We start from the raw sequence: 22,768 nt of genomic DNA on the forward strand, positions 1-22,768 counted from the left end.
AGAAACGCGCAACGGGCGGATTGTTTCCCTGCCGGCGTCGGTTTGCCGACGTGAACTCCGGCCGCCCTAGCCGAACAGGCGGCGCGGGAAAAGCGCGGCCAGGGCGATGCCGACCCAGCCGACGATCATCAGCAGGCCGCCTGTCGGCGCGGCCATGGCGAACAGCCGCGTGTCGAAATAGTCGCGGCTGATCATGTCGGAGGCGAATAGGGCGAGCCCGACGAAGAGGATGGCGGCGGACCAGCGCAGCACGGCGTTGAAGTCGACCATGCCGGCGACCATGAAGACCGGGGCATGCACCACCAGCAAGGTCGCGGCGTTCGCCGTGTTGGGTGAACCGCCGTGCGCGGCAACGGCCGACAGGCCGACGCCTGCCGCGCCGCAGACGCCTGCCGCAAAGATCAACAGGCGGTTGGGCATGGGCGGCGTGACCGATCGGAATGCAAACGTCTACCCCTTCAGCATCTCGGCGACCTTCGGCGCGAAATAGGTCAGGATGCCGTCGCAGCCAGCGCGCTTGAAGGCGAGCAGCGATTCCAGCATCGCCTTGTCGCCGTCGATCCAGCCGTTGCGGGCGGCGGCGGCGATCATCGCATATTCGCCGGACACCTGGTAGGCGAAGGTCGGCATCCGGAATTCGTCCTTCAGCCGGCAAATGATGTCGAGATAGGGCAGGCCGGGCTTGACCATCAGCATGTCGGCGCCTTCGGCCAGATCCTGCTCGGCCTCGCGGACGGCCTCGTCGGAATTGGCGTGGTCGAGATAGTAGGTCTTCTTGTCGCCCTTGAGCAGGCCCTGCGTGCCGATCGCCTCGCGGTACGGACCATAGAAGGCCGACGCGAACTTGGTGGCGTAGGACATGATGGCGACGTCCTGGTAGCCGGCGGCGTCGAGCTGGTCGCGGATGGCGCCGATGCGCCCGTCCATCATGTCGGAGGGCGCGATGATGTCGGCGCCCGCCTGCGCCTGCAGCACCGCGGCGGCGGCGACCTGGGCGACCGTCTCGTCGTTGACGATGATGCCGTCGCGCAGGATGCCGTCATGGCCATGGCTGGTGAACGGGTCGAGCGCGACGTCGGTGATCACGCCGACCTCGGGCGCCGCCGCCTTGATGGCGCGGGTGGTGCGGTTGATGAGATTGTCGGCGTCGAGGATGTGCGAGCCGGTCTCGTCGCGCCGCTGGATATCGACGTTCGGGAAGGTGGCGATCGCCGGAATGCCAAGCCGGGCGGCCCTTTCCGCCTCGATGGCGGCGAGGTCGGCGGTGATGCGGAAGACGCCTGGCATCGCCGCGATTTCCTCGCGCCGGTTCTCGCCCTCCATCACGAAGATCGGCCAGATGAGGTCGTCGACGGTCAGGCGATTCTCCTGCACGAGGCGGCGCGACCAGTCGGCCTTGCGCATGCGGCGCAGCCGGCGCGAGCCGGTGATTTCGTCGACCGTGCGCGCCGTGGCCTGGCGGGGAGGGGTGAACTTGTTCATGTGCTGGTCTCCGGGTAGGGCGGCTTTTACCACGCCGGCCGGTGATGACCAATGCGGCGATTTGGAGGAGGGTGGGCGGCCCGGTCGGCCGCCCAGGCCGGCGGGCGGGCCGTGACCAAGCCGCGCAAGGAGCAACCATGACCGTAAGACGCATCGTCGCCAACATCGCCACGCCAGATCCCGGCCGCGCCCGCGTCTTCTATGAGGGGCTGCTGGGTCTCGAGGTCGTCATGGACCAGGGCTGGATCCTCACCCTGGCCGGCAATGGCAAGGCTCCGCCGCAGTTGAGCTTCGCCAGCGAAGGCGGCTCCGGGACGCCGGTTCCCGACCTTTCCATCGAGGTGGACGACGTCGATGCGGTCCACGCGCGTGCCGTCGCAGCGGGCTTCGAGGTTACCTATGCGCTGACCGCCGAGCCCTGGGGCGTCCGGCGATTCTTCGTCCGCGACCCGTTCGGCAGGATCGTCAACATACTTTCCCACTAGAAGCCGGCCAACTCGGGCGACCCGGCATTGACGCGCCCATCCGCCAGCCTTTAGCACTTCAGTCCCGGGGTGGACCGGGGGAGGGATTCTGGCAGGATGGATTTCGGGGGCGGCGATCAGATCCGGTTCGAGCGGCACGGCGTCGCTGGAATCGTCACGCTGACGCGGCCGACCGCGCTGAACGCCCTGACCCACCAGATGGTGCGGGCACTGAGCGCGGCGCTGACCGCATGGGCGGACGACGTGGCGGTGCGGGTCGTCATCCTGAAGGCCGAAGGCCGCGCGTTCTGCGCCGGCGGCGACATCATGGACGTCTACCGGGCTCGCCAGGAGGGGCGCCGGCTGACCGAGTTCTTCGCCGACGAATACCGGCTCAACGCCCAGATCAACCGCTTCCCAAAACCCTACGTCTCGCTGATCGACGGCATCTGCATGGGCGGCGGCATGGGCATCTCCGCGCATGGCTCGCACCGCGTGATGACGGAAAACGCCGTCTTCGCCATGCCGGAGGTCGGCATCGGCTTCTTTCCCGATGTCGGCGCAAGCTACGTGCTGCCCAATCTGGGCGGGTGCTTCGGCATCTATCTCGGGCTGACCGGCAACAAGATCGGCCACGGGGACGCCCTGTGGTCGGGCATCGCGACGCATACGGTCGAGGCCGCCTACTTGCCGGCCCTGGTCGACGAGATCGCCGAAAGCGGCGATCCGGGCACGGAGCTGCGCGAGTTCTTCAGGGCGGCGCCGCGCAAGACCGACGAGGCGGCGCTGCATGCGATCGCACGGCATTTCTCGCTGGGGTCGCTGCCGGACGTCTTCACCAGCCTGGAGCGGGCGGCCGACGACGACGAGTTCTGTGCGGCGACGCTGGCTACGCTGCGCTCGCGCTCGCCGACCAGCCTGCACGTGGCGTTCCGCGAAATGTCCATCGGGTCGACGATGTCGATGGACGAATGCATGAAGATGGAATTCCGCATCCTCAACCGGATGCTGGAAAGCCATGACCTCTACGAGGGAATCCGCGCCGCCCTGGTCGAAAAGGGCTCGCCGCCACGCTGGGAGCCGGCGCGGCTTGCCGACGTCAGCGCACAGGTCGTCGATGCGTTCTTCGCGCCGCTGCCGGGCGGGGATCTCGCGCCATGAGCGATCTTGCAGACCGCGGCATGATGCGGCCGACGCTGGCGGAATCTGGCTTCGTCTGGTTCCAGCGCCTGATCGCCGGCTACTGCCTGCTGTTCGGCATCCTCTACTGGGTGCGGCTGATCGGCTTTTACGAGGGGCCGCTGTGGCGCTTCGACCTGATGCCGGTGCACTGGCAGATCGCCGCGGTGACGCTGGCGGTCTTCTTTCCCTTCGCGGCGATAGGCCTTTGGATGCTGTCGTCCTGGGGGCCGGTGATCTGGGCGATCTGCGCGGTCACCGAGACCGTCATGTATCTCGTGTTTCCCAGTCTCTACGGACATCGGGAACTGATCGTCGTCAGCCATCTCGTGGTTGCGCTGCTCTACACGGCCTTCCGGGTGCTCATTCACTGGCAGCACCGCAAGGCGGAGCAATACGGTTAATTTTAGCTCCGCGGGTGACCGTTCATTAAGCGTCTTGCCAAACCTATTCGGCTTAACCCCTTGTTAGTCTTGGCGTTTAAGTCGAATTTTATGCGCATTCGATAGTGTCGCGACCAAGGTGAGAAACAAAACAATCACCGGGCGACAAACGAGAGGCAAGACCATGATCAATTCGCGTCAGGCGGCGAAGACCGCCACCGTTTCCGACGATCGCCGCGAGGCGATCCGCTCGCTCTACCTGGAATCGCTCCAGCTTGTGGAACGGCTGCACCGGCGCCTGCTGGACGTCATCAAGGACGAGTTCGACCGCAACGGCCGCTCGGACATCAACGCCATCCAGGCGCTGCTGCTGTTCAACATCGGCAATGCCGAACTGACCGCCGGCGAACTGCGCTCGCGCGGCTACTATCTCGGCTCGAACGTCTCCTACAACCTGAAGAAGCTGGTCGATCTCGGCTTCATCAACCACCAGCGGTCGCGCATCGACCGCCGCTCTGTTCGCGTCAGCCTGACGCCGAAGGGGCAGGAAGTGGCGGAAGTGGTCGGCGGCCTCTACGAGCGCCACATCGGCTCGATCGAGCAGGTCGGCGGCATCAACCAGGACGAATTCAAGCAGATGAACCGCGCGCTGCAGAGGCTCGACCGGTTCTGGAACGACAGCATCGCCTACCGCATGTAGTCGCTTCGACAGGCTGCTGAACGGCCGCTGCCCGGAGGGGCGGCGGCCGTCCGCCATTTCGGATTTCACGCTCTCGTGTGTGGCCAAGGCCATGCTGCCGCCATATTCCGATGGATTACCGGTCCAGGGACGGGTCATCCGACACCCCGGATACACCCTACGCAGTCGGAGCGCCGGCCGATGCATCGGCCGGCTGCGATCGTGATGGTGGCTAATTGTTAAGCATAGCCCCATAGACTTTCGGGCGACGGGCCCGTGGCCCAGCAATGACGAGACGAGTATCCGCGATGACGATCAAGACGAGCCGACGCTCCTTCCTTTCCGGCGCTAGCACGTTCGCCGCAGCGGCGATGCTGGCCGGCCCGGCCGGCGCGCAGGACGTGATCTCCGAAATCCTGCAGTCTGAGCGCCGCGGCAACTGGGACGACACGTTCGACGCGCGCGCGAGCCAGGGCGACAAGGTCGCCTCGCACCTGCCGATCTTCTCGCCTCAGACCGTGCTGTACATCGAGCAGGCCGTTGCCCAGTACTCGAACATCGTCGCGCAGGGCGGCTGGCCGATGGTTCCGGCGACCAAGAAGCTGCAGCTTGGCGTCGTCGATCCCGATGTGATCGCGCTTCGCAAGCGCCTGATGATCTCCGGCGACCTGTCGACGAGCGCCGGCATCTCCCAGTCCTTCGACACCTATGTCGATGCAGCGGTGAAGCGCTTCCAGGCACGCCACGGCCTGCCGGTCGATGGCGTCCTGGGCAAGTACACCTATGCGGCGATGAACGTGTCGGCCGAGGTGCGCCTTGGCCAGCTCGAGACCAACCTGGTGCGGCTACGCTCGATGTCGGGCTTCCTCGGCGGCCGCTATGTCATGGTGAACGTGCCGGCGGCGCAGATCGAGGCGGTGGAGAACGACCGCGTCGTGCTTCGCCATACCGCCATCGTCGGCAAGGTGGACCGGCAGACGCCGATCCTGAACTCGGCGATCAACGAAATCATCGTCAATCCGTACTGGAACGCGCCGGAATCGATCGTCCGCAAGGACATCATCCCGCTGATGCGCAAGAACCCGCAGTACCTCACCGAAAATTCGATCCGCATCCTCGGACCGGACGGGGTCGAGATCGACCCGGCGACGATCGACTGGTCGACGGAAGACGCCGCGAAGTTCCGCTTCCGGCAGGACCCCGGCAAGATCAACGCGATGGCCTCGGTCAAGATCAACTTCCCGAATCCGCACGCGACCTACATGCACGACACGCCTTCGCAGGGCCTGTTCAACAAGCTGATGCGATTCGATTCCTCGGGGTGCGTGCGCGTCCAGAACGTGCGCGACCTGGTGACCTGGCTGCTGCGCGACACGCCCGGCTGGGACCGCCAGCATTTCGAGGCGACCATCAAGAGCGGCGAGAGCGTGCCGGTGCGCCTGGCGGAGCCGGTGCCGGTCTATTTCACCTACATCTCGGCATGGTCGACGGGTGACGGCGTGGCGCATTTCCGCGACGACATCTACGGCCGCGACGGCGTCGACGAACTGCAGCTCAGCCAGGCACTGTGACGGCCGCAGGAGGCCGGTCACCGAGTGATCTTTCGCGCGAATTAGACGCCACAAAACATTGATATAAAAGCGAAAAGGCAGCGCTCGCTCTGAAATTTCGGGCGGACGAGTGCTTGACGTCGCCCTTGACTCTGCCTGCCGATGTGAAAGAGTTCCGGCGTCTGAAACAGGTTAGGTCGGTGCGGTTGGCCCGGCCCCCGCAATGCGGGTCCTTCCATCGGTTTCGCGATGGCCCAAGACCTTGAACGCCGCGCAATCCCGCGCAGCGCATATGAGGACTTGGACATGCAGCAGCAAATCTCCGTGATCACCCTCGGCGTCGGCGACCTTGCCGTTTCACGCAGGTTCTATGTCACAGGCTTCGGCTGGACGCCGGTTTTCGAAAACGACGAGATCGTCTTCTACCAGATGAACGGCTTCGTGCTCGGCACGTTCTGGAAGCCGTCGCTGGAGAAGGACATGGGCAGGACCGGCCTCGTGGCCCCCGGCGCCGTCTCGCTCGCCCACAACGTGCCCGCGCAGGACGACGTGGCGGCCGTGATGGAGCGGCTGGTCGAGGCGGGCGGCCGGCTGATCCGGCCGGCAGATGCGCCGCCGCATGGCGGCTTTCGCGGCTATGTGGCCGATCCCGACGACCATGCCTGGGAGATCGCCTGGAACCCGGCCTGGGCGATCGACGACCGCGGTCACGTGACGTTTGGACTGTAGCCCGAGGCGCGGCCGCCCCGTCGCCCGCAGACCGGCGCATAGCGCAACCAGACGACGCCCTGCGGCGTGATACCGCTATGAATGCCCCGGGGTGATCGTGGCGACGCAGCGTCAGTTGTGTTAAGGCCGCGCCGAACCACCTTCGTTGAACACCAGCAGCATCAAGGATCGACCGCCATGGCATCAGCAACGGCCACCGCGAACCATTCCGCTTCGTTCTTCGGGACGACGCTCGCAGACGCGGACCCCGAAATCTTCGGGGCGATCGGTTCTGAACTCGGTCGCCAGCGCCATGAGATCGAACTGATCGCGTCGGAAAACATCGTTTCGCGCGCCGTGCTCGAAGCCCAGGGCTCGATCATGACCAACAAATACGCCGAGGGCTATCCGGGCAAGCGCTACTACGGCGGCTGCCAGTTCGTCGACGTCGCCGAGGAACTGGCGATCGAGCGCGCGAAAAAGCTGTTCGACTGCAAGTTCGCCAACGTGCAGCCGAATTCGGGCAGCCAGATGAACCAGGCGGTGTTCCTGGCGCTGCTGCAGCCGGGCGACACCTTCATGGGCCTGGACCTGAACTCGGGCGGCCACCTGACGCACGGCTCGCCGGTCAACATGTCCGGCAAATGGTTCAAGCCGGTGTCCTACGGCGTGCGCAAGGACGACCACCTGCTCGACATGGACGAGATCGAGCGCCTGGCCCACACACACAATCCCAAGCTGATCCTCGCCGGCGGCACGGCCTATTCGCGCATCTGGGACTGGAAGCGCTTCCGCGAGATCGCCGACGCCATCGGCGCCTACCTGATGGTCGACATGGCGCACATCGCCGGCCTCGTGGCGGGCGGCCAGCATCCGTCGCCGCTGCCGCATGCCCATGTCGTCACGACGACGACGCACAAGTCGCTGCGCGGCCCGCGCGGCGGCATGATCCTGACCAACGACGAGGACATCGCCAAGAAGGTCAATTCGGCGGTGTTCCCGGGCCTGCAGGGCGGGCCGCTCATGCACGTCATCGCGGCCAAGGCGGTGGCGCTGCGCGAGGCGCTGCAGCCCGAGTTCACGACCTATGCGGCCAACGTGGTGGCCAACGCCCGGGCGCTGGCCGACAGCCTGAAGGAAACCGGGCTCGACATCGTGTCGGGCGGCACCGACAACCACCTGATGCTCGTCGACCTCAGGCCGAAGAACGCCACCGGCAAGCGCGCCGAGGCGGCGCTCGGCCGCGCCAACATCACCTGCAACAAGAACGGCATCCCCTTCGACCCCGAAAAGCCCTTCGTCACCTCGGGCGTGCGGCTCGGTACGCCGGCCGGCACGACGCGCGGCTTCGGCGAGGCCGAGTTCCGCGAGATCGGCAAGCTGATCGCCGAAGTGCTGGACGGGCTGAAGGTCGCCAATTCCGACGACGGCAACGCGGCGGTGGAGGCCGCGGTGAAGCACAAGGTGCTGGCGCTGACCGACAGGTTCCCGCTCTACTCGTACCTGGGATAGCCAGGTCCTGGCAAAGCGCCGGAGTTCCGACCCCCGGCGCTTTGCAGGCGGCATGAAAACCTCTATGGCTTCCGGCATCCGGAATCGCCAGGTATCGAGCTTTCATGCGTTGTCCCTACTGCCAGTCCGAAGACACCCAGGTTAAGGACTCACGGCCCGCCGAGGATGGCGGCGCGATCCGCCGCAGGCGGGTCTGCCCGGTCTGCGGGGGCCGCTTCACGACCTTCGAGCGCGTGCAGTTGCGCGACCTCGTGGTGGTCAAGAAGTCGGGGCGCAAGGTGCCCTTCGACCGCGACAAACTCCTGCGTTCGGTGGAGATCGCGGTGCGCAAGCGCAATGTCGAGCCTGAACGCATCGACCGCGCGGTGACCGGGATCGTGCGGCAGCTCGAAAGCTCCGGCGAGACCGAAATCCCCTCCGCCGAGGTCGGGCGGCTGGTGATGGAAGCGCTGAAGACGCTCGACGATGTGGCCTATGTGCGTTTCGCCTCCGTCTACCGCAATTTTCGCGAAGCCAAGGATTTCCACGAGGTACTCGGCGAACTGAAGGGCGACGAGGACGCCGGCTGAGCGATGGTCCAGGACGGTCAGGAGGCGCTCCATCGGCGCTACATGGCGGCGGCGATCCGCCTTTCGGGAAAGCATGCAGGGCTGACGGGGACCAATCCGTCGGTGGCGACGTTGCTCGTGCGTGACGACGGCGCCGGCCCTGAAATCGTCGGACGCGGCGTCACGGCGATCGGCGGGCGGCCGCATGCCGAGGCCGAGGCGCTGGCCGAGGCCGGCGAAAGGGCGAGGGGCGCCACGGCCTATGTGACGCTCGAACCCTGCGCCCACCATGGCCGCACGCCGCCCTGCGCCAATGCGCTGGTCAGCGCCGGCGTCGCGCGCGTCGTCGGCGGCGCCAGCGACCCCGACCACCGGGTGTCCGGCAAGGGATATGCGATCCTGCGCGAGGCGGGCATCGAGGTGATCGAGCGGGTGCTGGCCGACGAGGCGTCCGACGCAATGGCCGGATACCTGACTCGGTCGCTGAAGAAGCGACCGGAAGTCACTGTAAAAATGGCGATTTCCCAGGACGGTATGATCGGGCGCATCGGCGAGGGCCAGATCGCCATTACCGGCGAGATCGCGCGCAGGCAGGTACACATGATGCGCGCCGCGAGCGACGCGATCCTGGTCGGCGTCGGTACGGCGACGGAAGACGACCCGGAGCTGACCGTGCGGCTGCCCGGCCTCGCGGCGCGATCGCCTGCACGCATCGTGCTGGATCCGGCGGCCAGGCTCCCTGTTACCTCGAAGCTGGTCCAGACGGCGCGCGAGGTGCCGTTGCTGGTAGCCGCCGGCGTCGACGCGGACGCGCCGCACCGGGCCGGCCTGGAAAACGCCGGCGCGAGCCTGCTCGCCATCGAGACTTTCGACGGCCGCGCCGCGCTGCCGGAACTGCTTGAGGACCTGGCCGCGAAGGGCATGTCGACCCTGATGGTCGAGGGCGGCGCGAAGACGGTGGGGCACTTCCTGGAAGAGGGGCTGGTCGACCGGATCGCGCTGTTCCGCGGCGCCGTGGTGATCGGCAAGGGGATTGCGGCGCCGTTCGACGAAGACCGTATGCCGGCTGGATTCCGGCTGCTGCGCCGGGCGGTCTACGGCGACGATCACTATTCGGAATGGGCAAGGCCGATCTGATGTTCACAGGAATTGTCACCGATGTCGGCAAGGTGGCCGCGACCAGGCAACTGGCCGAAGGCGCCGGACTGCGCATCGAAACCGCCTACGACCCCGCCACCATCGACATCGGCGCGTCGATTGCCTGCGCCGGCGTCTGCCTCACGGTGACCGGATTGCCGGAACCGGGATCGAACGCGCGCTGGTTCGAGGTCGAGGCCTGGGAGGAGGCGCTGCGGTTGACCACGGCTTCCGGCTGGCGGCCCGGCACGCGCATCAACCTCGAGCGGGCGCTGAAAGTCGGCGACGAACTCGGCGGCCACATCGTGTCGGGCCATGTCGACGGCAAGGCCACGATCGTCGCCCGCGAAGCCGAAGGAGATGCAGTGCGCTTCACGCTGGAAGCGCCGCGCGCGCTGGCCAGGTTCATTGCGCCGAAGGGATCGGTCGCGCTCGACGGCACCTCGCTGACCGTCAACAAGGTCGACGGCGCGCGCTTCGACGTGCTGCTCATCCAGCATTCGCTCGCCGTGACCACGTGGGGCGAGCGTCAGGCCGGCGACGAGGTCAACATCGAGATCGACACGATGGCGCGCTACGCCGCCAGGCTGATGGAGGCCGACCGCGACGGGCGGTGAGCCGGCTCAGCGCTTCCTGACCTTTTTCGCTTCTCCCTGGCGCTCTCCGTGGCCGGCGGCCTCGGCGTCGGGCCGGCCCGACTCCTCGCGGTCTCCGGCGGCCTCCGCGTCGTCGTCACCTCCGTCGTCCTCCAGGCCTTCGGCGCGGGCGCGCTGGCGCAACTCCTCCGCGCCGGCGGCCTTCTCCGCCTCGGTGCGGGTGTCGCTCTTCAACTCACCGCGGCTTTCGACGCCGGTTTCCTGGCCGGTGATCGCTTCGTCGGACTCCAGAATCAGTTCCCAAAGGGTCAGGTAGATTTCCTTGTACGGCGTGTCCTTGTCGTCCGGGTCTTCCTCCACGAAGGCGACGAACTTGAAGCGTGACCAGTATGTCTGGGTTGACGGCCGGTTCCAGAGGCGCTTCCTGACAGAGAACATGTAGTAGTGGGAGCCGATCTGCTTGGGTCCGCTCGCAAGGCGGGCGATCTTGTCGATGACCGCAAGCCCGATCCCGGACGCCTGGCTACCGAACGGGATGGTCGCGGTCGCGCCCTTCAGCGACGATGAAGCGGTGTCGGCGAACTCCGAGATGATCGTCTTCGCGATGGGTTCGGCCTGGTCGTAGGCGCGCACCACCAGTTCCGCCGAATAGGGGAGGAGGTTCAGATAGTCGATGCTGAATACCTCGAGCCCGATATCGTAGGTGTCGCCGAGGTCGACATTCGTGTCGGCTCCGGGGGCAGCGAAGCCGATGGCCTTTTCGTTCTTGACGCCGGCGCCGACGAACTGCGGATCTTCATCGGCAAACGGCGCCTCGTACTGCGCCATCACGGTGTAGGCCTTCAGCACGACCCTGAAGCGGGTCCATCGCTTGCTGCCGGAATAGATCGGCAGCGACACCGACTGGTTCCAGTCGATTATCCTTGGCCTGACACTGTCGAAAATACCGGTCAGCATTTCGCGCTGGGCGCGTTTGGCCCATTGGTTGAAGGCAGAGGTCTCGATGTACTTCATGACATCCCCCGTGTTCGAGAGGCCGTGAGGCGGATGTCCGACGCGTTGCGTTGCCGGGCGATGAGCCATGCACGGCGCGAGGCTGAAAATGGTACGCTTGGATGCGGGCATGTCAACCGAACCGAAACCGCTTGCGCCCCCCGCCGCTTCGGCCTAAGTCACCGCCCGACCCGGAGACCCAAATGGCCGTTACTTCAGACCACGGAAAAGCCTTCAGCCTGCCCGAGGGGAAGGTGCATCTTCTGATCGTCGAGGCGCGGTTCTACGACGATCTCGCCGACGCCCTGCTGGACGGCGCAAAGGCTGCGCTCGACGCCGCCGGTGCGACCTATGACGTGGTGACCGTGCCCGGCGCGCTCGAGGTTCCGGCCGTCATCTCGTTTGCGCTCGACGGCGCGGAGGAGGGCGGCACCGACTATGACGGCTTCGTCGCCCTCGGCACCGTGATCCGCGGCGACACCTATCATTTCGACATCGTCGCCAACGAGTCGTCCCGCGCCCTTATGGACCTGTCCGTCGAGGAGTCCGCGGCCATCGGCAACGGCATCCTGACCACCGAGAACGAGGAGCAGGCCTGGGCGCGCGCACGCAGGAGCGAGGGCGACAAGGGAGGTTTCGCGGCGCGCGCCGCGCTGACCATGATCGCCCTTCGCGAGCGGCTCGGAGGCTGATCCGGTGACGCAGGCCCCGCGCGATCATTCCACCGTACGACAGGCGAACAAGCGCGGCGCCGCGCGCCTTGCCGCGGTACAGGCGCTCTACCAGATGGACGTCGCCGGCAGCGGATTGCTGGAAATCACCGCGGAGTACGAGGCCTTCCGGCTCGGCAAGGAGGTCGACGGCGCGCAGTACCGCGAGGCCGACCCGCAGTGGTTCCGCGCGATCCTGTCCGGGGTCGTCGAGAACCAGAAGACCGTCGACCCGGTGATCCGGCAGGCGCTGACCGAGGACTGGCCGCTGTCGCGCCTGGACTCGACGCTGCGCGCGATCCTTCGCGCCGGGGTCTACGAATTGATGAAGCGCGAGGACGTGCCGGCGGCGGTCATCGTCACCGAGTATGTCGACATCGCCAAGGCGTTCTATTCGGAGGACGAACCGAAGCTCGTCAACGCCGTCCTCGACCGGGTGTCGCGTCGGCTGCGTGGCGAAGGACGCGGGCGCGACGCGTCCTAGGGCGGCCATGACGACGCCCACCGCTTCCGACGCACGGCGCACGGCGCTCATCCTCGCCGCATCGCAGGCGATCATCGGATCGGCGGCGCCGATCGCAATCTCGGTGGGCGGGCTGGCCGGCTTCATGATGCTGGGCAGCGACAAGTCGCTGGCGACCCTGCCGGTGACCGGCTTCAACGTCGGCGTCGCGCTCGGCGCCATTCCGGCGGCGGTGATCATCCGGGCTCTCGGCCAGCGCGGCGGATTCATGACCGGGACGCTGGTGACGGCGTTCGGCGGGTTCGTCGCGACGCTCGCCCTGTTCAACGCGTCGTTCTGGCTGTTCGTCGCCGGCTTGCTCGGGATCGGCGTCGGCGGCGCGTTCGTGCAGCAGTTCCGATTCGCCGCGGCGGACAACGCCCCGCCCGAGTTCAAGGCGCGGGCGATCTCCTTCGTCCTGGCGGGCGGCGTGTTCACCGCGCTGATCGGTCCGCAGATCGTCATCTTCACGCGCGAACTCATGGCTCCGGTCATGTTCGCGGGCTCCTTCGCGTCGATCCTCGTGCTCGCCGCGATCGGCGCCGTGCTCCTGTCGTTCCTGCGGGTCGCGCCGGGCGTGGCCGGCGCTGCCGGCGAAGCCGAGGCGCCGGCCCGGCCGCTCCGCGAGATCGCCCTGCAGCCGCAATTCGCGGTCGGATTGCTCTGCGCGGTCGGGTCCTATGCGCTGATGAGCTTCGTGATGACGGGCGCGCCGCTGGCGATGGTCGGCTGCGGTTTCTCGCCGGACGAGGCGACGCTCGGCATCTCGTGGCATGTGATGGCGATGTTCGCGCCGAGCTTCTTCACCGGTGCGCTGATCACGCGTTTCGGCAAGGAGACGATCGTGGCGACCGGGCTGGTGATCCTCATCGGCTGCGCGCTGGTTGCGCTTTCGGGCATCCAGCTCTGGCAGTTCTGGCTGGCGCTGATCCTGCTCGGGCTCGGCTGGAACTTCGGCTTCATCGGCGCAACGGCCATGGTGGCCGGCACCTACCGCATCTCCGAGAAGGGCAAGGTGCAGGGGCTGCACGACTTCGTCCTGTTCACCAGCGTGGCGATGGCCTCGCTGCTGTCGGGCGTGATCTACAACACCTGGGGCTGGGAGATGCTGAACTGGGTGGTGTTCCCGGTGACCGGGCTTTGCCTCGTCGCGCTCGTCGGCCTGCGTTTCGCGCGCCGCGCCCAGCCAAGCCCGATCTAGGACGGCCGCCTAGGCCCTGCGGGCGGCCGACATGGCCGTTGCTATGCTGGCGCCGAGGAACATCGCGTCGCTCGCCAGGATGAAGAAGCTGACGCCGGCGGCCGCCCATTGCGCCACGTCGTCCGCCGACGGACGGAATATGCCGGCGATCCGGCCGGCAGCCTGCGTCGCGCCGGCAATCTCCGCGATCGCCGCGTTCAGCCTGTCGCGGCCGTCCGGCCCCATCGCGCCGATCGACACGGAGAGGTCGCCGGGCCCGACGAACACGATGTCGACGCCGTCGATGGCCGCGATCTCGCGGACATTGGCGAGGCCTTCGGCTGTCTCGACCTGCACCGCAAGCACGATCTTGTCGTTGGCCGTCTCCAGATAGTCGGGGATGCGATAGCCGTAGCCCGCCGCGCGCCCGGGTCCGACGCCGCGTTCACCGACCGGCGGATAGCGCACCGCCATGACGGCTGCCCGCGCCTGGGCGGCGGTGGCGACCCTGGGCACCAGCACGCCGGCGGCGCCGGCATCGAGCGCCGCGGCGATCTGCTCGGGCGCATGGCCGGGAACGCGAACGATCGCCGGGACGCGGTGGATGTCGCTTGCCCGGACAAGGTCCTCGATCCGCTCGCGGCCGAACTGCGAATGCTCCCAGTCGATGCAGAGGAAGTCGGGACCGGCGGCCGCGGCGACTTCGACGGCGACGGGGTGCGGGATCGACGCAAAGACGCCGACCAGACGCTCGCCGCCGAGGCATTTCTGACGAAATCCGTCCATTCGGTACTCCTGTGTGGCCTACGCCTGGATTGGGCGGCCAGCTGGGCGCGAGCCCGACCGTGCCGGGATGTGTAGGGGAGATGCCCGGCACTGGCCACCGGGAAAGGCGTCTTCCGGGCTATGCCGCCACACCGAAGATGCTGCCGACGACGGACGTCGCGGCCATTGCGAGGGCACCCCAGAACGTCACCCGGGCCGCGCCCTTGACGATGCCCGCGCCGCCGGCCGATGCGCCGAGCCCGCCCAGCGCTGCAAGCGCAACGAGGGTCGAAGCCGCGACGTAAAGGGTGATGCCGTCGTCGGGAGCGAGCAGGGCGACGATCAGCGGGACGACGGCGCCGACCGCGAAGGTCAGCGCCGATACGACCGCCGCCTGGACCGGTCGTGCCGCGACCGTCTCGGAGATGCCCAGTTCGTCGCGGGCATGGGCGCCGAGCGCGTCGCGCTGCGTGAGTTGCGTAGCGACCTGGCGGGCAAGCTCCTCGTCGAGGCCGCGATCCCGGTAGATGCGGGTGAGTTCGTCGAGTTCGGCTGCGGGATCGTCGTGCAACTCCCGTGTCTCGCGGGCGAGGTCGGCCTTCTCGGAATCGGCCTGCGAACTGACGGAGACATATTCTCCCGCGGCCATCGACATGGCGCCGGCCACCAGTCCGGCGAGGCCGGCCACCAGAATTGCGTCACGCCCCGAACCGGCGGCGGCGACGCCGACGACCAGACTTGCGGTCGAGACGACGCCGTCGTTAGCACCGAGCACTGCGGCGCGCAGCCAGCCGATGCGGTGGACCATGTGGACTTCGGAGTGAGACAGACGGCTCATGGCTCGGTTCCTTCCAGTTGGGCGGGGCCGGCTGCGGTCGTCTCCGCCGGCCGGATGCGAAGCGCCCGCAGCGCGTTGAGAATAACGGCGACGTCGATCGCCTCCTGGATCAGCGCGCCCTCGACAGGCGTCAGGTGACCCAGGGCGGCGGCGATCATGCCGATCACCGACAGGCCGATGCCGGCGACCACGCTTTGAAGCGCGATGCGGCGTGCGCCGCGCGCGATCTCGATCCCGGGGGCCAGCCGGTCGACGCGATCGACCAGCAGCACGACGTCTGCGGCTTCGGCGGAGGCAGCGGCACCGCGCGCGCCCATGGCGACGCCGACGTCGGCAGCCGCCAGCGCGGGCGCGTCGTTGACGCCGTCCCCGACCATCATGACCGGCCCGTGCTTGCGTTCGCTCAGCACCAGCAGCACCTTCTGGTCGGGCGTCAGGCCGGCGCGTATGCCGTCGAGGCCGAGCCCTTCCGCCACGCGTTCTGCCACCTCCTGGCGGTCGCCGGTGGCGAGCAGGGTCCGCGTGATGCCGCCGCGCCGCAGCCGGGACAGCAGGTGGTGCGTGCCTTCGCGCAGCGGGTCGGCCATCACCAGATGGCCCGAAAGCCGGCCGTCGACGCCGACCGCCACAAGTACCGAACCGGCGGCAAGCGCCGGATGCTCCGCGGCGCGGCCGACGCGGCCGGTGACGAAGCCATGGCCGCCCACGATCACCTGACGCCCCTCCACGCGGCCGGAAAGTCCCTCTCCGGGAGACTCGCGAACCTCCGTGGGGACCGGCAGCGACAGCCCACGCTGCCTTGCCGCCGCGACGACGGCCTGCGCCACCGGGTGCTTGGTCGCCTGATCGAGGGCAGCGGCCAGCCGGAGGATCTCGTCGGGATCGGTCCCGTCATGGCTGTCGATGGAAACGATCCGCGGCCGGCCGTCGGTCAGCGTCCCGGTCTTGTCCAGGATCAGCGTGCGGGTGCGCGCCATGGCTTCAAGGGGACCCGCGCCCTTGATGAGTACGCCGAAGCGCGCGGCGCGCGACAGGCCCGCCACGAGAGCGACCGGCACCGCCAGGATCAGCGGGCAGGGGGTGGCGACCACCAGCACAGCCACCGCCCGGATCGGGTCGCCGGTGAACCACCAGGCGGCGAAGGCGATGGCGACCGTGAGGGCGAGGAAGCCGAGAGACCAGCGGTCGGCCAGTCGCGACATCGGCGCCTTGGACCGCTGGGCCTCCTCGATCAGCCTGACGATGCCGGCGTATGTGCTGTCGCGAGCCGGGCGGGTCGCGACGAGGTCGAATGCCTCGCCGGCGTTGGTCGATCCGCTCATTGCATCGCCGCCCGGGGGAACCTTGGCGGGCAGGGACTCACCGGTCAGCGCCGACGTGTCCAGGAAGGCCGAAGCCGCCGATACCACGCCGTCCACCGGCACGACGTCGCCCTGCCTTATGAGCAGGCGGTCGCCGGGCGCGATGTCATCGAGCGGAACCTCCTCAAGGCCGCCGTTGCGGTGGCGGGTCGCGGTGCGGGGCACGCGCGACAGCAGATCGCGCATCTCGCGGCGGGCCCGGCCTTCGGCAAAGCTCTCCAGGAAGGTGCCGCCGGAATACATCAGTGCGACGACGGCGGCGGCCAGCGTCTCACCGAACGCCAGCGCCGCCGTCATCGAAAGCGCGGCGACGATGTCGAGCCCCACCTCGCCTTTCCAGAGGCTTCGGGCGATCTCCACGACAAGGGCGAGGACGACGGGCAGGACGCCGGCGACCCAGGCAATCTCGGCGAGATCGTTACGGCCGGCCAGCATCAGCACGACGCCGACCGAAAGACCGGCAAGGGCGATGACCAGAACGGCGACCTTGAACCGGTCGCTGTATTCGCCGCTCATCCGCACCCGCTCCCCGACATGCTGCATGCCAATCCTCGAAATAGCGCCAGCTAGGATTCCGGCCGACCGCCGGGCGCAGGCCCGACCGCGCCTTCAGGGAAGACCAGGCTGGCCTGAAATCCGTCGTTGCGGCCCCGGGCCGGCGATATCAGCGTCAGCCGCGCGCCCATAGCCCGTGCCAGCGCGTCGGCGATGGCCAGCCCCAGGCCGGTCCCCCGTGCGACGGCGCCGGCGCGCTCGAAGGGCTGCTTCAACCGCAGCAGGGCGGCGCTGTCGAGAACCGGCCCCGCGTTGGTCACGTCGACGCCATGCGGCGTGATAAGGACGGTGACCGGCTGATCCGGCGCTCCGTGCGTCACCGCGTTCTCGATCAGGTTTCGCAGCGCGATGGCAAATGCATCGACATCGATCGCGGCGGCGAGAAACGGCCTGGCCGGGACGACATCGATCGGGTGACCGCCGGCCCGGCTCCCGGAAAATTCGTCCGCCACCATCCGCACGATCGGCTCCAGGACCACGGGGTTGGCGGCCAGGCCGATTCCGGCATCGGCGCGGGCGAGTTGCAGCAGCTTCTCGGCGAGCCTGGAGAGGCCGTGCAGGGAACGTTCGATCTGGAGGGCGCGGTCGCGCGCCGGGCCGGCTTCGAGCTCTTCGATCAGGCGCTGGGTCTGAGCGAGCGAGCCGGCGATGGGCGTGCGCAGTTCGTGGGCGCTGTTGGCGGTGAAGGACCGTTCCGCCTCGATCGTCCTGCGCAGGCGGTCGAGGAGGTCGTCGACCGAATGCGCGATCGTCGACAGTTCCGGGGGCAGCGGGCCGGGCGCCAGCGGCGCGAGGTTGGCGCCGGAACGGGCTCCGATCTGCGCGCTCAGCGCACCGATAGGCCTCAGCGCCCGCCGCACGATGGTCCACACCGCAATCACGCTCAAGGGAACAAGCGCGAGAAGCGGCAGCAAGAGCGCCTGCAGCCCCTCGCTCATCGCCTCGGCCCGGTGCGCCAGGGGATCGGCCACCTGGAGCACGATCGAACCGCTGACCGCGTTCGTGGTGAAGATCCTGTGCGTGGGCGTGTCTGCGAAGCCTGGTTCTAGCGGCGCGGCGAACGGTTCAGCCGGTGCATCGTGGGAATGCAGCAGAACGGCGCCGTCCTGGTCTCGCACCTGGAAGGTCAGGTATTCCTCGTCCTCCATACCGGGAGAGTGGGGCAGGCGCTTCGGCCCTTCGCCGGAGTTTCGGCTGAAGACGTCTTCGACCACGAGAGGCAGGAGGCGTTGGGCCGTTTCGGCCAGGCTGCTGTCGAACACCTCGTCGAACTCCTCGCGCATGATCAGCGCGCCGAGACCCGCCGTCAGCAACCAGAGGAGCACCGTGACGCCGGTCAGCCAGAGGATCAGCCGACGCGTCATGGCGCGGTCAGCCTGTAGCCGACGCCGCGCACGGTCTGGACCGCCGAAGCCCCGATCTTGCGGCGCAACCGGCTGACATAGACCTCGACGGTGTTGCTTTCGACTTCGGAGCCGAAGGCGTAGAGGGCGTCCTCGATCTGCGCTTTCGAGATGACGGCGCCCGGCCGCAGCGCCAGTCGGTCGAGCACCGCCCATTCGCGCGCCGTCAGGTCGACGGACGCGCCGTCGACGACCACGCTCCGGTTCGCCATGTCGATGACGACCGGCCCGAGCGTGAGCAGCGGGTCAGGGCGCCCGGCCGTCCGCCGCGCGACGGCGCCCATCCGCGCCGACAGTTCGCCGAGGTCGAACGGCTTCACCAGATAGTCGTCCGCGCCGTTGTTCAGGCCTTCGATACGGTCGGATATCTGGTCGCGCGCGGTGACCACGATCACCGGCATGCGGTGCCCGTCCTGCCGCAGACCCTTCAGGAAGGGCAGGCCGCTTCCATCGGGCAGTTGCAGGTCGAGCAGCACGAGCGCGTAGTCGCCGACGGACAGGTGTTCGGCCGCCGAGCCGATGGTGCGGGCCCAGTCGACGGCGTGGCCGGACGAAGCGATGTGGCTGCGCACGGCGTCGCCGATCATCTCGTCGTCCTCGATCAGCAGTACCCGCACCCGATGGCCCCCGTTGCGCGCTCATATGTCGGCGTTGCTGACGCCAGCCTGAACCCGCCGTAATTCAGATCTCCAGGCGCCGGCGCGATCCGTTCAGGTGCCTGTCAGCTTCCGCGTTGAAAAGGACGGCGTCAACGCCACCCAACGAGGACGCCATGAAGACTGTTTTTGCAATTGCCATCTCCTCCTTCGCGCTCGCCACCTCCCTGGCGCACGCCGCGGACAAGTGCACCGTTCCGATGGCCGACTGGAAGCCGCGCGCCGACCTCGAGGCCAAGCTCAAGGAACAGGGCTGGAACGTCCGCACCATCAAGACCGAAGACGGATGCTACGAAGCCTACGCCATTGATGAGAAGGGCAACCGGGTCGAGGCTTATTTCGACCCCAAGACCCTTGAGCCTGTCGGTGCGGCCGACGAAGGCTGAGCCCATGCGCCCGACGATCACCGTCTGGGATCCGCTCGTACGCATCTTCCATTGGTCGCTCGTCACGAGCTTCGCCGTCGCGTGGCTGACGGGCGACGAATGGATGTCGGTCCACGAGTGGGCGGGCTATGCCGCCATCGCGCTCGTGGCCTTCCGCCTCCTGTACGGGATCGCCGGGCCGCGCTACGCGCGCTTCTCGCAGTTCGTCCGCGGCCCCGGCGTCATTTCCGGCTACGCCGCGGACGTGGTGCGCAACCGCGAACCCCGCTATGTCGGCCACAACCCGCTCGGCGGGATCATGATAGTGGCGCTGCTCTGCGCGATTGTCGTGACGGCTACGAGCGGCTGGCTGATGACCACCGACGCCTTCTGGGGCGTCGAATGGGTGGAAGACCTGCACAAGGTCTGCGCGAACGGCATGCTGGCGCTGGTCCTGTTGCATGTCGGCGGCGTCGTCCTGTCGAGCCTGCGCCACCGCGAAAATCTCGTGCGGTCGATGATCACCGGCCGAAAGCCCGCGCCGCAGCCAGGAGACGTCGCGTGACTGCGGTGACCAGTCGCAGCCTGATCGCGTCGGCCACGCTGGAAGCCACGCCGCCGCATTCCCTGCCGCTTCCGAGGCCGCTCGACATCGACGCGAAGGCCTCGGATGCCGCCATGCCGCAACCCGGCGACCGGAATGCCGAACCGGGCATCTCGGTCGTCGTCCCCGTCTACAACGAAGCCGGGAACATCCCTGCGCTCATCGCCGAGATCGCCGCCGCCGCGGCTCTCGTTCCGATCCGCGAGATCGTCTATGTCGACGACGGCAGCACGGACGGATCGCTCCGGTTGCTGCAGCAGCGGCTGGGCGATGTCGGGATGCTGCGCATCGTCCGACATCGGAGGTGCCTGGGGCAGTCGGCGGCGTTTCTTTCCGGCGCACGAGCCGCGTCGCAGGATCTGCTCGTCTTCATGGACGGGGACCTGCAGAACGATCCGGCCGACGTCGCGTCGCTCTATCGTTGCTACCGGGCCGCCCCCCTCGGCTCCCGGCTGGCTGTCCTCGGCGAGCGGGCGGTGCGCAACGACCGCTGGCTGAGGCGGCTTTCGTCGCGACTGGCCAACCGGCTGCGCCGCGCCGTCCTGAAGGACGGTACCCGCGATACCGGTTGCAGCCTGAAGCTCATCCCCAGGCGCGACTTCCTCGACCTGCCGTATTTCGACCACATGCACCGCTTCCTGCCGGCGATGCTGCTGAGGAACGGCGTGGAGATCACGCACGTCTCCGTGTCGCATCGCGCGCGGGTCAATGGCCGCTCGAAATACGGCTTCTGGAACCGCGCCGCCGTCGGGGCGGTCGACCTGCTCGGAGCGGCGTGGCTGTCGCGGCGCCGGCTGCCCGCCGACTACGAACCGATCGAGATCAGCAAGACGGATTTCAGATGACCCAGGATTCCATCTGGCTCGGGATCGGGTTTCTCGGCCAATCCCTGTTCTTCATGCGCTTCTTCGTCCAGTGGATCGCCTCGGAGCGCAGCCGAAAGAGCGTGGTTCCGACCGCCTTCTGGTACTTCAGCATCATGGGCGGCAGCACGCTCCTGGCCTATGCCATCTACCAGCGCGACATCGTCTTCATGGTAGGCCAGGCGAGCGGGCTGCTGATCTACGTGCGCAACCTGATGCTGACCCGGAACCAGGCGGACCTGCCTGACGACGCCGTGGAATGCTGACCGCCAGCCGGGCAGAGCGCCTGCTGCCTTACGGGTTGCTGGCCGCGTTCTTCTGCGTGTCCATCCTGGTCCGCCCGCTCCTGCCGGTGGACGAGACGCGCTATCTCTCGGTCGCCTGGGAAATGTACGTGCGGCAGGACTTCTTGGTCCCGACGATGAACTTCGCGCCGTATTTCCAGAAGCCGCCGCTGCTTTTCTGGCTGATCGACCTGGCCTGGGGCGTGCTGGGCGTCAGCCGCTTCGCGGCCGTGCTGGTCATCTTCGCCATTTCTTCGCTGGTCATCGACCTCACCCGCCGGCTGGCAATTGCGCTCTTCCCCGACGCTCCGGATATCCAGCGGCGCGTTCCGTGGCTGCTGCTGGGCAGCGTCCCGTTCGTGCTCTATTCGAGCCTGATCCTGTTCGACCTGCTGCTGACCGCCTGCGTCCTCGGCTGCCTGCTGGCGCTGCTCGCCTACGATCGGCAAGGCCGCCTGCGTTTCGCCCTGCTGGCCGGCCTGCTGCTGGGGCTCGGCGTCCTGGCCAAGGGACCGGTGATACTCATCCACCTGGCCTTTCCCGCGCTGCTGCATCCACTCTGGCGGCAACCCGACACCGGCTTGTCGACCCGGCGCTTCCTGGCCGGTTTCGGCCTGGCGGTTCTTGTGTCGGCGGCGATCGTGGCCGCCTGGCTCGGGCCAGCGCTCTACAGCACGGGGCGTGACTTCGCCTACGGCCTGGTGTGGGAACAGTCGGCCGGCCGCGTCGCGGGCTCGGCGCACGGCGCGCACGCGCGTCCGTTCTATTTCTACGTTCTTCTCACGCCGCTGATGCTGATGCCCTGGTGCTTTTTCCGCGATCTGTGGGCGTCGCGACCCTGGCTGCGTTTTCGCGACGGCAACGGCGCGCGCTCGCAGGACTTGCGCATTCTGCGGTTTCTCGCGGTGTGGCTGGTCGGCGAACTGCTGGTGTTCAGCGCGATTTCCGGCAAGCAGCCGCACTATCTCTTGCCCGCGCTTCCAGTCCTGGTCCTGCTGCTCGCCTACTTCATGGCCGGCGCGCGCGTGCCGACCATCGCCCGCACCGCGGCGGCGATGCTCGGATTGTTCGCGGTCGGCCAACTCGCCGCTTCCGCGACCATCTTCTACCGCTACGACCTGTCCTCCGTCGCCGCCTGCGTCGCGGCGAACAGCGACGCCGAACTCGCCTTCGCCGGCCGATACCAGGGCGAACTGACCTTCCTTTCCAGGCTGGAGAAGCCGCTGACCATCGTCGAACCGTCGGCAAAGGACGAGTGGCTGCAGACGCATCCCGACGGCTACCTGATCGCCAACATGCGGCACTATCCGGATGCGACGCGCAGCGTGGCCTGCAGCCAGGTCTTCCGCAGCGGCCATCTCGTCGTGCTCAACGGCGACCGGGCGACGACCCTTGGAGCCGACACGCCGCCCGATCCGTCCGCCGGCGGCTAGGAGAAGACGGGCGGTCCG

At 67.6% G+C, this 22,768-nt stretch carries 26 protein-coding genes; 18 read left to right on the plus strand and 8 right to left on the minus strand.

Going from position 1 to position 22,768, the window contains the following annotated elements:
* Window positions 1-66 precede the first annotated feature (66 nt).
* Together ABUE31_RS19750 and hemB are read right to left on the minus strand one after the other, a co-directional pair.
* Window positions 67-420: a DUF423 domain-containing protein gene (locus ABUE31_RS19750; protein WP_367725453.1), complete on the minus strand. Its 354-nt coding sequence runs from the start codon at window positions 418-420 to the stop codon at window positions 67-69.
* Between the two features lie 30 nt (window positions 421-450).
* Window positions 451-1,482 carry a porphobilinogen synthase gene (gene hemB / locus ABUE31_RS19755; RefSeq protein ID WP_367725454.1) on the minus strand — a complete coding sequence of 344 codons (1,032 nt, stop codon included), beginning with the start codon at window positions 1,480-1,482 and terminating at the stop codon, window positions 451-453.
* Window positions 1,483-1,619: 137 nt separating this feature from the next.
* Between hemB and ABUE31_RS19760 the strand changes: the two genes are divergently transcribed.
* The 10 genes from ABUE31_RS19760 to ABUE31_RS19805 all read left to right on the plus strand — a co-directional run bounded on the left by ABUE31_RS19760 (window position 1,620) and on the right by ABUE31_RS19805 (window position 10,259).
* On the plus strand, window positions 1,620-1,967 hold the full coding sequence (locus ABUE31_RS19760) for a VOC family protein (protein WP_367725455.1): 348 nt from the start codon (window positions 1,620-1,622) through the stop codon (window positions 1,965-1,967).
* A 96-nt stretch (window positions 1,968-2,063) separates the two neighbouring features.
* Window positions 2,064-3,107: an enoyl-CoA hydratase/isomerase family protein gene (locus ABUE31_RS19765; RefSeq protein WP_367725456.1), complete on the plus strand. Its 1,044-nt coding sequence runs from the start codon at window positions 2,064-2,066 to the stop codon at window positions 3,105-3,107.
* Window positions 3,104-3,529 (plus strand): DUF6163 family protein, encoded by a 426-nt coding sequence (locus ABUE31_RS19770; RefSeq protein WP_367725457.1) that lies wholly within the window; start codon window positions 3,104-3,106, stop codon window positions 3,527-3,529. Before ABUE31_RS19765 ends, ABUE31_RS19770 begins: the two co-directional genes overlap by 4 nt.
* Window positions 3,530-3,692: 163 nt before the next feature.
* Window positions 3,693-4,208: a transcriptional regulator LdtR gene (gene ldtR, locus ABUE31_RS19775; RefSeq protein WP_367725458.1), complete on the plus strand. Its 516-nt coding sequence runs from the start codon at window positions 3,693-3,695 to the stop codon at window positions 4,206-4,208.
* A 293-nt stretch (window positions 4,209-4,501) separates the two neighbouring features.
* Window positions 4,502-5,758: a L,D-transpeptidase family protein gene (locus ABUE31_RS19780; RefSeq protein WP_367725591.1), complete on the plus strand. Its 1,257-nt coding sequence runs from the start codon at window positions 4,502-4,504 to the stop codon at window positions 5,756-5,758.
* A gap of 285 nt (window positions 5,759-6,043) precedes the next feature.
* Window positions 6,044-6,466, plus strand: coding sequence for a VOC family protein (locus tag ABUE31_RS19785; protein ID WP_367725459.1), 423 nt, complete (start codon window positions 6,044-6,046; stop codon window positions 6,464-6,466).
* 177 nt (window positions 6,467-6,643) lie between these two features.
* Window positions 6,644-7,957 (plus strand): serine hydroxymethyltransferase, encoded by a 1,314-nt coding sequence (gene glyA / locus ABUE31_RS19790; protein WP_367725460.1) that lies wholly within the window; start codon window positions 6,644-6,646, stop codon window positions 7,955-7,957.
* A 104-nt stretch (window positions 7,958-8,061) separates the two neighbouring features.
* Complete coding sequence (nrdR, locus tag ABUE31_RS19795; protein WP_367725461.1) at window positions 8,062-8,526, plus strand: transcriptional regulator NrdR; 465 nt, start codon at window positions 8,062-8,064, stop codon at window positions 8,524-8,526.
* Between the two features lie 3 nt (window positions 8,527-8,529).
* Window positions 8,530-9,642 (plus strand): bifunctional diaminohydroxyphosphoribosylaminopyrimidine deaminase/5-amino-6-(5-phosphoribosylamino)uracil reductase RibD, encoded by a 1,113-nt coding sequence (gene ribD / locus ABUE31_RS19800; RefSeq protein ID WP_367725462.1) that lies wholly within the window; start codon window positions 8,530-8,532, stop codon window positions 9,640-9,642.
* Window positions 9,642-10,259 (plus strand): riboflavin synthase, encoded by a 618-nt coding sequence (locus ABUE31_RS19805; protein ID WP_367725463.1) that lies wholly within the window; start codon window positions 9,642-9,644, stop codon window positions 10,257-10,259. The genes ribD and ABUE31_RS19805 overlap by 1 nt, the downstream gene beginning before the upstream one ends.
* 6 nt (window positions 10,260-10,265) lie before the next feature.
* Here ABUE31_RS19805 and ABUE31_RS19810 read toward each other — a convergent pair whose 3' ends face one another.
* Complete coding sequence (locus ABUE31_RS19810) at window positions 10,266-11,252, minus strand: hypothetical protein (protein WP_367725464.1); 987 nt, start codon at window positions 11,250-11,252, stop codon at window positions 10,266-10,268.
* Between the two features lie 182 nt (window positions 11,253-11,434).
* On the opposite strand from ABUE31_RS19810, the gene ribH reads away from it, so the two are divergent.
* The 3 genes from ribH to ABUE31_RS19825 are packed head-to-tail and all read left to right on the plus strand — an operon-like array spanning window position 11,435 to window position 13,644.
* On the plus strand, window positions 11,435-11,923 hold the full coding sequence (gene ribH, locus ABUE31_RS19815) for a 6,7-dimethyl-8-ribityllumazine synthase (RefSeq protein ID WP_367725465.1): 489 nt from the start codon (window positions 11,435-11,437) through the stop codon (window positions 11,921-11,923).
* A gap of 4 nt (window positions 11,924-11,927) precedes the next feature.
* Window positions 11,928-12,425, plus strand: coding sequence for a transcription antitermination factor NusB (gene nusB / locus ABUE31_RS19820; protein ID WP_367725466.1), 498 nt, complete (start codon window positions 11,928-11,930; stop codon window positions 12,423-12,425).
* 7 nt (window positions 12,426-12,432) lie between these two features.
* Window positions 12,433-13,644 carry an MFS transporter gene (locus ABUE31_RS19825; RefSeq protein ID WP_367725467.1) on the plus strand — a complete coding sequence of 404 codons (1,212 nt, stop codon included), beginning with the start codon at window positions 12,433-12,435 and terminating at the stop codon, window positions 13,642-13,644.
* 9 nt (window positions 13,645-13,653) lie between these two features.
* Here ABUE31_RS19825 and ABUE31_RS19830 read toward each other — a convergent pair whose 3' ends face one another.
* From ABUE31_RS19830 to ABUE31_RS19850, 5 genes are all read right to left on the minus strand, one after another.
* Entirely contained in the window at window positions 13,654-14,409 is a 756-nt protein-coding gene (locus ABUE31_RS19830) for an HpcH/HpaI aldolase family protein (RefSeq protein ID WP_367725468.1), read from the minus strand.
* Window positions 14,410-14,527: 118 nt separating this feature from the next.
* On the minus strand, window positions 14,528-15,226 hold the full coding sequence (locus ABUE31_RS19835; RefSeq protein ID WP_367725469.1) for a VIT1/CCC1 transporter family protein: 699 nt from the start codon (window positions 15,224-15,226) through the stop codon (window positions 14,528-14,530).
* Window positions 15,223-17,103, minus strand: a complete 1,881-nt coding sequence (locus ABUE31_RS19840) for a heavy metal translocating P-type ATPase (RefSeq protein ID WP_367725470.1) — start codon at window positions 17,101-17,103, stop codon at window positions 15,223-15,225. The genes ABUE31_RS19835 and ABUE31_RS19840 overlap by 4 nt, the downstream gene beginning before the upstream one ends.
* Window positions 17,104-17,153: 50 nt before the next feature.
* Window positions 17,154-18,506 (minus strand): sensor histidine kinase, encoded by a 1,353-nt coding sequence (locus ABUE31_RS19845; RefSeq protein ID WP_367725471.1) that lies wholly within the window; start codon window positions 18,504-18,506, stop codon window positions 17,154-17,156.
* Window positions 18,503-19,162 (minus strand): response regulator, encoded by a 660-nt coding sequence (locus ABUE31_RS19850; protein ID WP_367725472.1) that lies wholly within the window; start codon window positions 19,160-19,162, stop codon window positions 18,503-18,505. The genes ABUE31_RS19845 and ABUE31_RS19850 overlap by 4 nt, the downstream gene beginning before the upstream one ends.
* Before the next feature lie 155 nt (window positions 19,163-19,317).
* Here ABUE31_RS19850 and ABUE31_RS19855 point away from each other — a divergent pair, with 155 nt between their 5' ends.
* Genes ABUE31_RS19855 through ABUE31_RS19875 form a run of 5 tightly spaced genes read left to right on the plus strand, consistent with a single transcriptional unit; the run spans window position 19,318 to window position 22,750 of the window.
* Window positions 19,318-19,587, plus strand: a complete 270-nt coding sequence (locus tag ABUE31_RS19855; RefSeq protein WP_367725473.1) for a PepSY domain-containing protein — start codon at window positions 19,318-19,320, stop codon at window positions 19,585-19,587.
* Between the two features lie 4 nt (window positions 19,588-19,591).
* Window positions 19,592-20,131, plus strand: a complete 540-nt coding sequence (locus ABUE31_RS19860; RefSeq protein WP_367725474.1) for a cytochrome b/b6 domain-containing protein — start codon at window positions 19,592-19,594, stop codon at window positions 20,129-20,131.
* Entirely contained in the window at window positions 20,128-21,015 is an 888-nt protein-coding gene (locus tag ABUE31_RS19865; protein WP_367725475.1) for a glycosyltransferase family 2 protein, read from the plus strand. The genes ABUE31_RS19860 and ABUE31_RS19865 overlap by 4 nt, the downstream gene beginning before the upstream one ends.
* On the plus strand, window positions 21,012-21,299 hold the full coding sequence (locus ABUE31_RS19870) for a lipid-A-disaccharide synthase N-terminal domain-containing protein (RefSeq protein WP_367725476.1): 288 nt from the start codon (window positions 21,012-21,014) through the stop codon (window positions 21,297-21,299). The genes ABUE31_RS19865 and ABUE31_RS19870 overlap by 4 nt, the downstream gene beginning before the upstream one ends.
* Window positions 21,293-22,750 (plus strand): ArnT family glycosyltransferase, encoded by a 1,458-nt coding sequence (locus tag ABUE31_RS19875; RefSeq protein WP_367725477.1) that lies wholly within the window; start codon window positions 21,293-21,295, stop codon window positions 22,748-22,750. The genes ABUE31_RS19870 and ABUE31_RS19875 overlap by 7 nt, the downstream gene beginning before the upstream one ends.
* Window positions 22,751-22,768 lie beyond the last annotated feature (18 nt).

Source organism: Mesorhizobium marinum (assembly GCF_040813675.1).
Taxonomy (GTDB): Bacteria; Pseudomonadota; Alphaproteobacteria; order Rhizobiales; family Rhizobiaceae; genus Mesorhizobium_K; species Mesorhizobium_K marinum.

Excerpts from the sequence above, each read along its gene's own strand:
- ABUE31_RS19855 (WP_367725473.1), top strand. The coding sequence starts at position 19,318 with ATGAAGACTGTTTTTGCAATTGCCATCTCCTCCTTCGCGCTCGCCACC.
- ribH (WP_367725465.1), top strand. The coding sequence starts at position 11,435 with ATGGCCGTTACTTCAGACCACGGAAAAGCCTTCAGCCTGCCCGAGGGG.
- ABUE31_RS19870 (WP_367725476.1), top strand. The coding sequence starts at position 21,012 with ATGACCCAGGATTCCATCTGGCTCGGGATCGGGTTTCTCGGCCAATCC.
- ABUE31_RS19770 (WP_367725457.1), top strand. The coding sequence starts at position 3,104 with ATGAGCGATCTTGCAGACCGCGGCATGATGCGGCCGACGCTGGCGGAA.
- ldtR (WP_367725458.1), top strand. The coding sequence starts at position 3,693 with ATGATCAATTCGCGTCAGGCGGCGAAGACCGCCACCGTTTCCGACGAT.
- ABUE31_RS19825 (WP_367725467.1), top strand. The coding sequence starts at position 12,433 with ATGACGACGCCCACCGCTTCCGACGCACGGCGCACGGCGCTCATCCTC.
- ribD (WP_367725462.1), top strand. The coding sequence starts at position 8,530 with ATGGTCCAGGACGGTCAGGAGGCGCTCCATCGGCGCTACATGGCGGCG.
- ABUE31_RS19830 (WP_367725468.1), bottom strand. The coding sequence starts at position 14,409 with ATGGACGGATTTCGTCAGAAATGCCTCGGCGGCGAGCGTCTGGTCGGC.
- ABUE31_RS19760 (WP_367725455.1), top strand. The coding sequence starts at position 1,620 with ATGACCGTAAGACGCATCGTCGCCAACATCGCCACGCCAGATCCCGGC.
- ABUE31_RS19750 (WP_367725453.1), bottom strand. The coding sequence starts at position 420 with ATGCCCAACCGCCTGTTGATCTTTGCGGCAGGCGTCTGCGGCGCGGCA.
- ABUE31_RS19845 (WP_367725471.1), bottom strand. The coding sequence starts at position 18,506 with ATGACGCGTCGGCTGATCCTCTGGCTGACCGGCGTCACGGTGCTCCTC.
- ABUE31_RS19875 (WP_367725477.1), top strand. The coding sequence starts at position 21,293 with ATGCTGACCGCCAGCCGGGCAGAGCGCCTGCTGCCTTACGGGTTGCTG.
- nrdR (WP_367725461.1), top strand. The coding sequence starts at position 8,062 with ATGCGTTGTCCCTACTGCCAGTCCGAAGACACCCAGGTTAAGGACTCA.
- ABUE31_RS19785 (WP_367725459.1), top strand. The coding sequence starts at position 6,044 with ATGCAGCAGCAAATCTCCGTGATCACCCTCGGCGTCGGCGACCTTGCC.
- ABUE31_RS19840 (WP_367725470.1), bottom strand. The coding sequence starts at position 17,103 with ATGAGCGGCGAATACAGCGACCGGTTCAAGGTCGCCGTTCTGGTCATC.
- ABUE31_RS19805 (WP_367725463.1), top strand. The coding sequence starts at position 9,642 with ATGTTCACAGGAATTGTCACCGATGTCGGCAAGGTGGCCGCGACCAGG.
- ABUE31_RS19765 (WP_367725456.1), top strand. The coding sequence starts at position 2,064 with ATGGATTTCGGGGGCGGCGATCAGATCCGGTTCGAGCGGCACGGCGTC.
- glyA (WP_367725460.1), top strand. The coding sequence starts at position 6,644 with ATGGCATCAGCAACGGCCACCGCGAACCATTCCGCTTCGTTCTTCGGG.
- ABUE31_RS19860 (WP_367725474.1), top strand. The coding sequence starts at position 19,592 with ATGCGCCCGACGATCACCGTCTGGGATCCGCTCGTACGCATCTTCCAT.
- hemB (WP_367725454.1), bottom strand. The coding sequence starts at position 1,482 with ATGAACAAGTTCACCCCTCCCCGCCAGGCCACGGCGCGCACGGTCGAC.
- ABUE31_RS19810 (WP_367725464.1), bottom strand. The coding sequence starts at position 11,252 with ATGAAGTACATCGAGACCTCTGCCTTCAACCAATGGGCCAAACGCGCC.
- ABUE31_RS19835 (WP_367725469.1), bottom strand. The coding sequence starts at position 15,226 with ATGAGCCGTCTGTCTCACTCCGAAGTCCACATGGTCCACCGCATCGGC.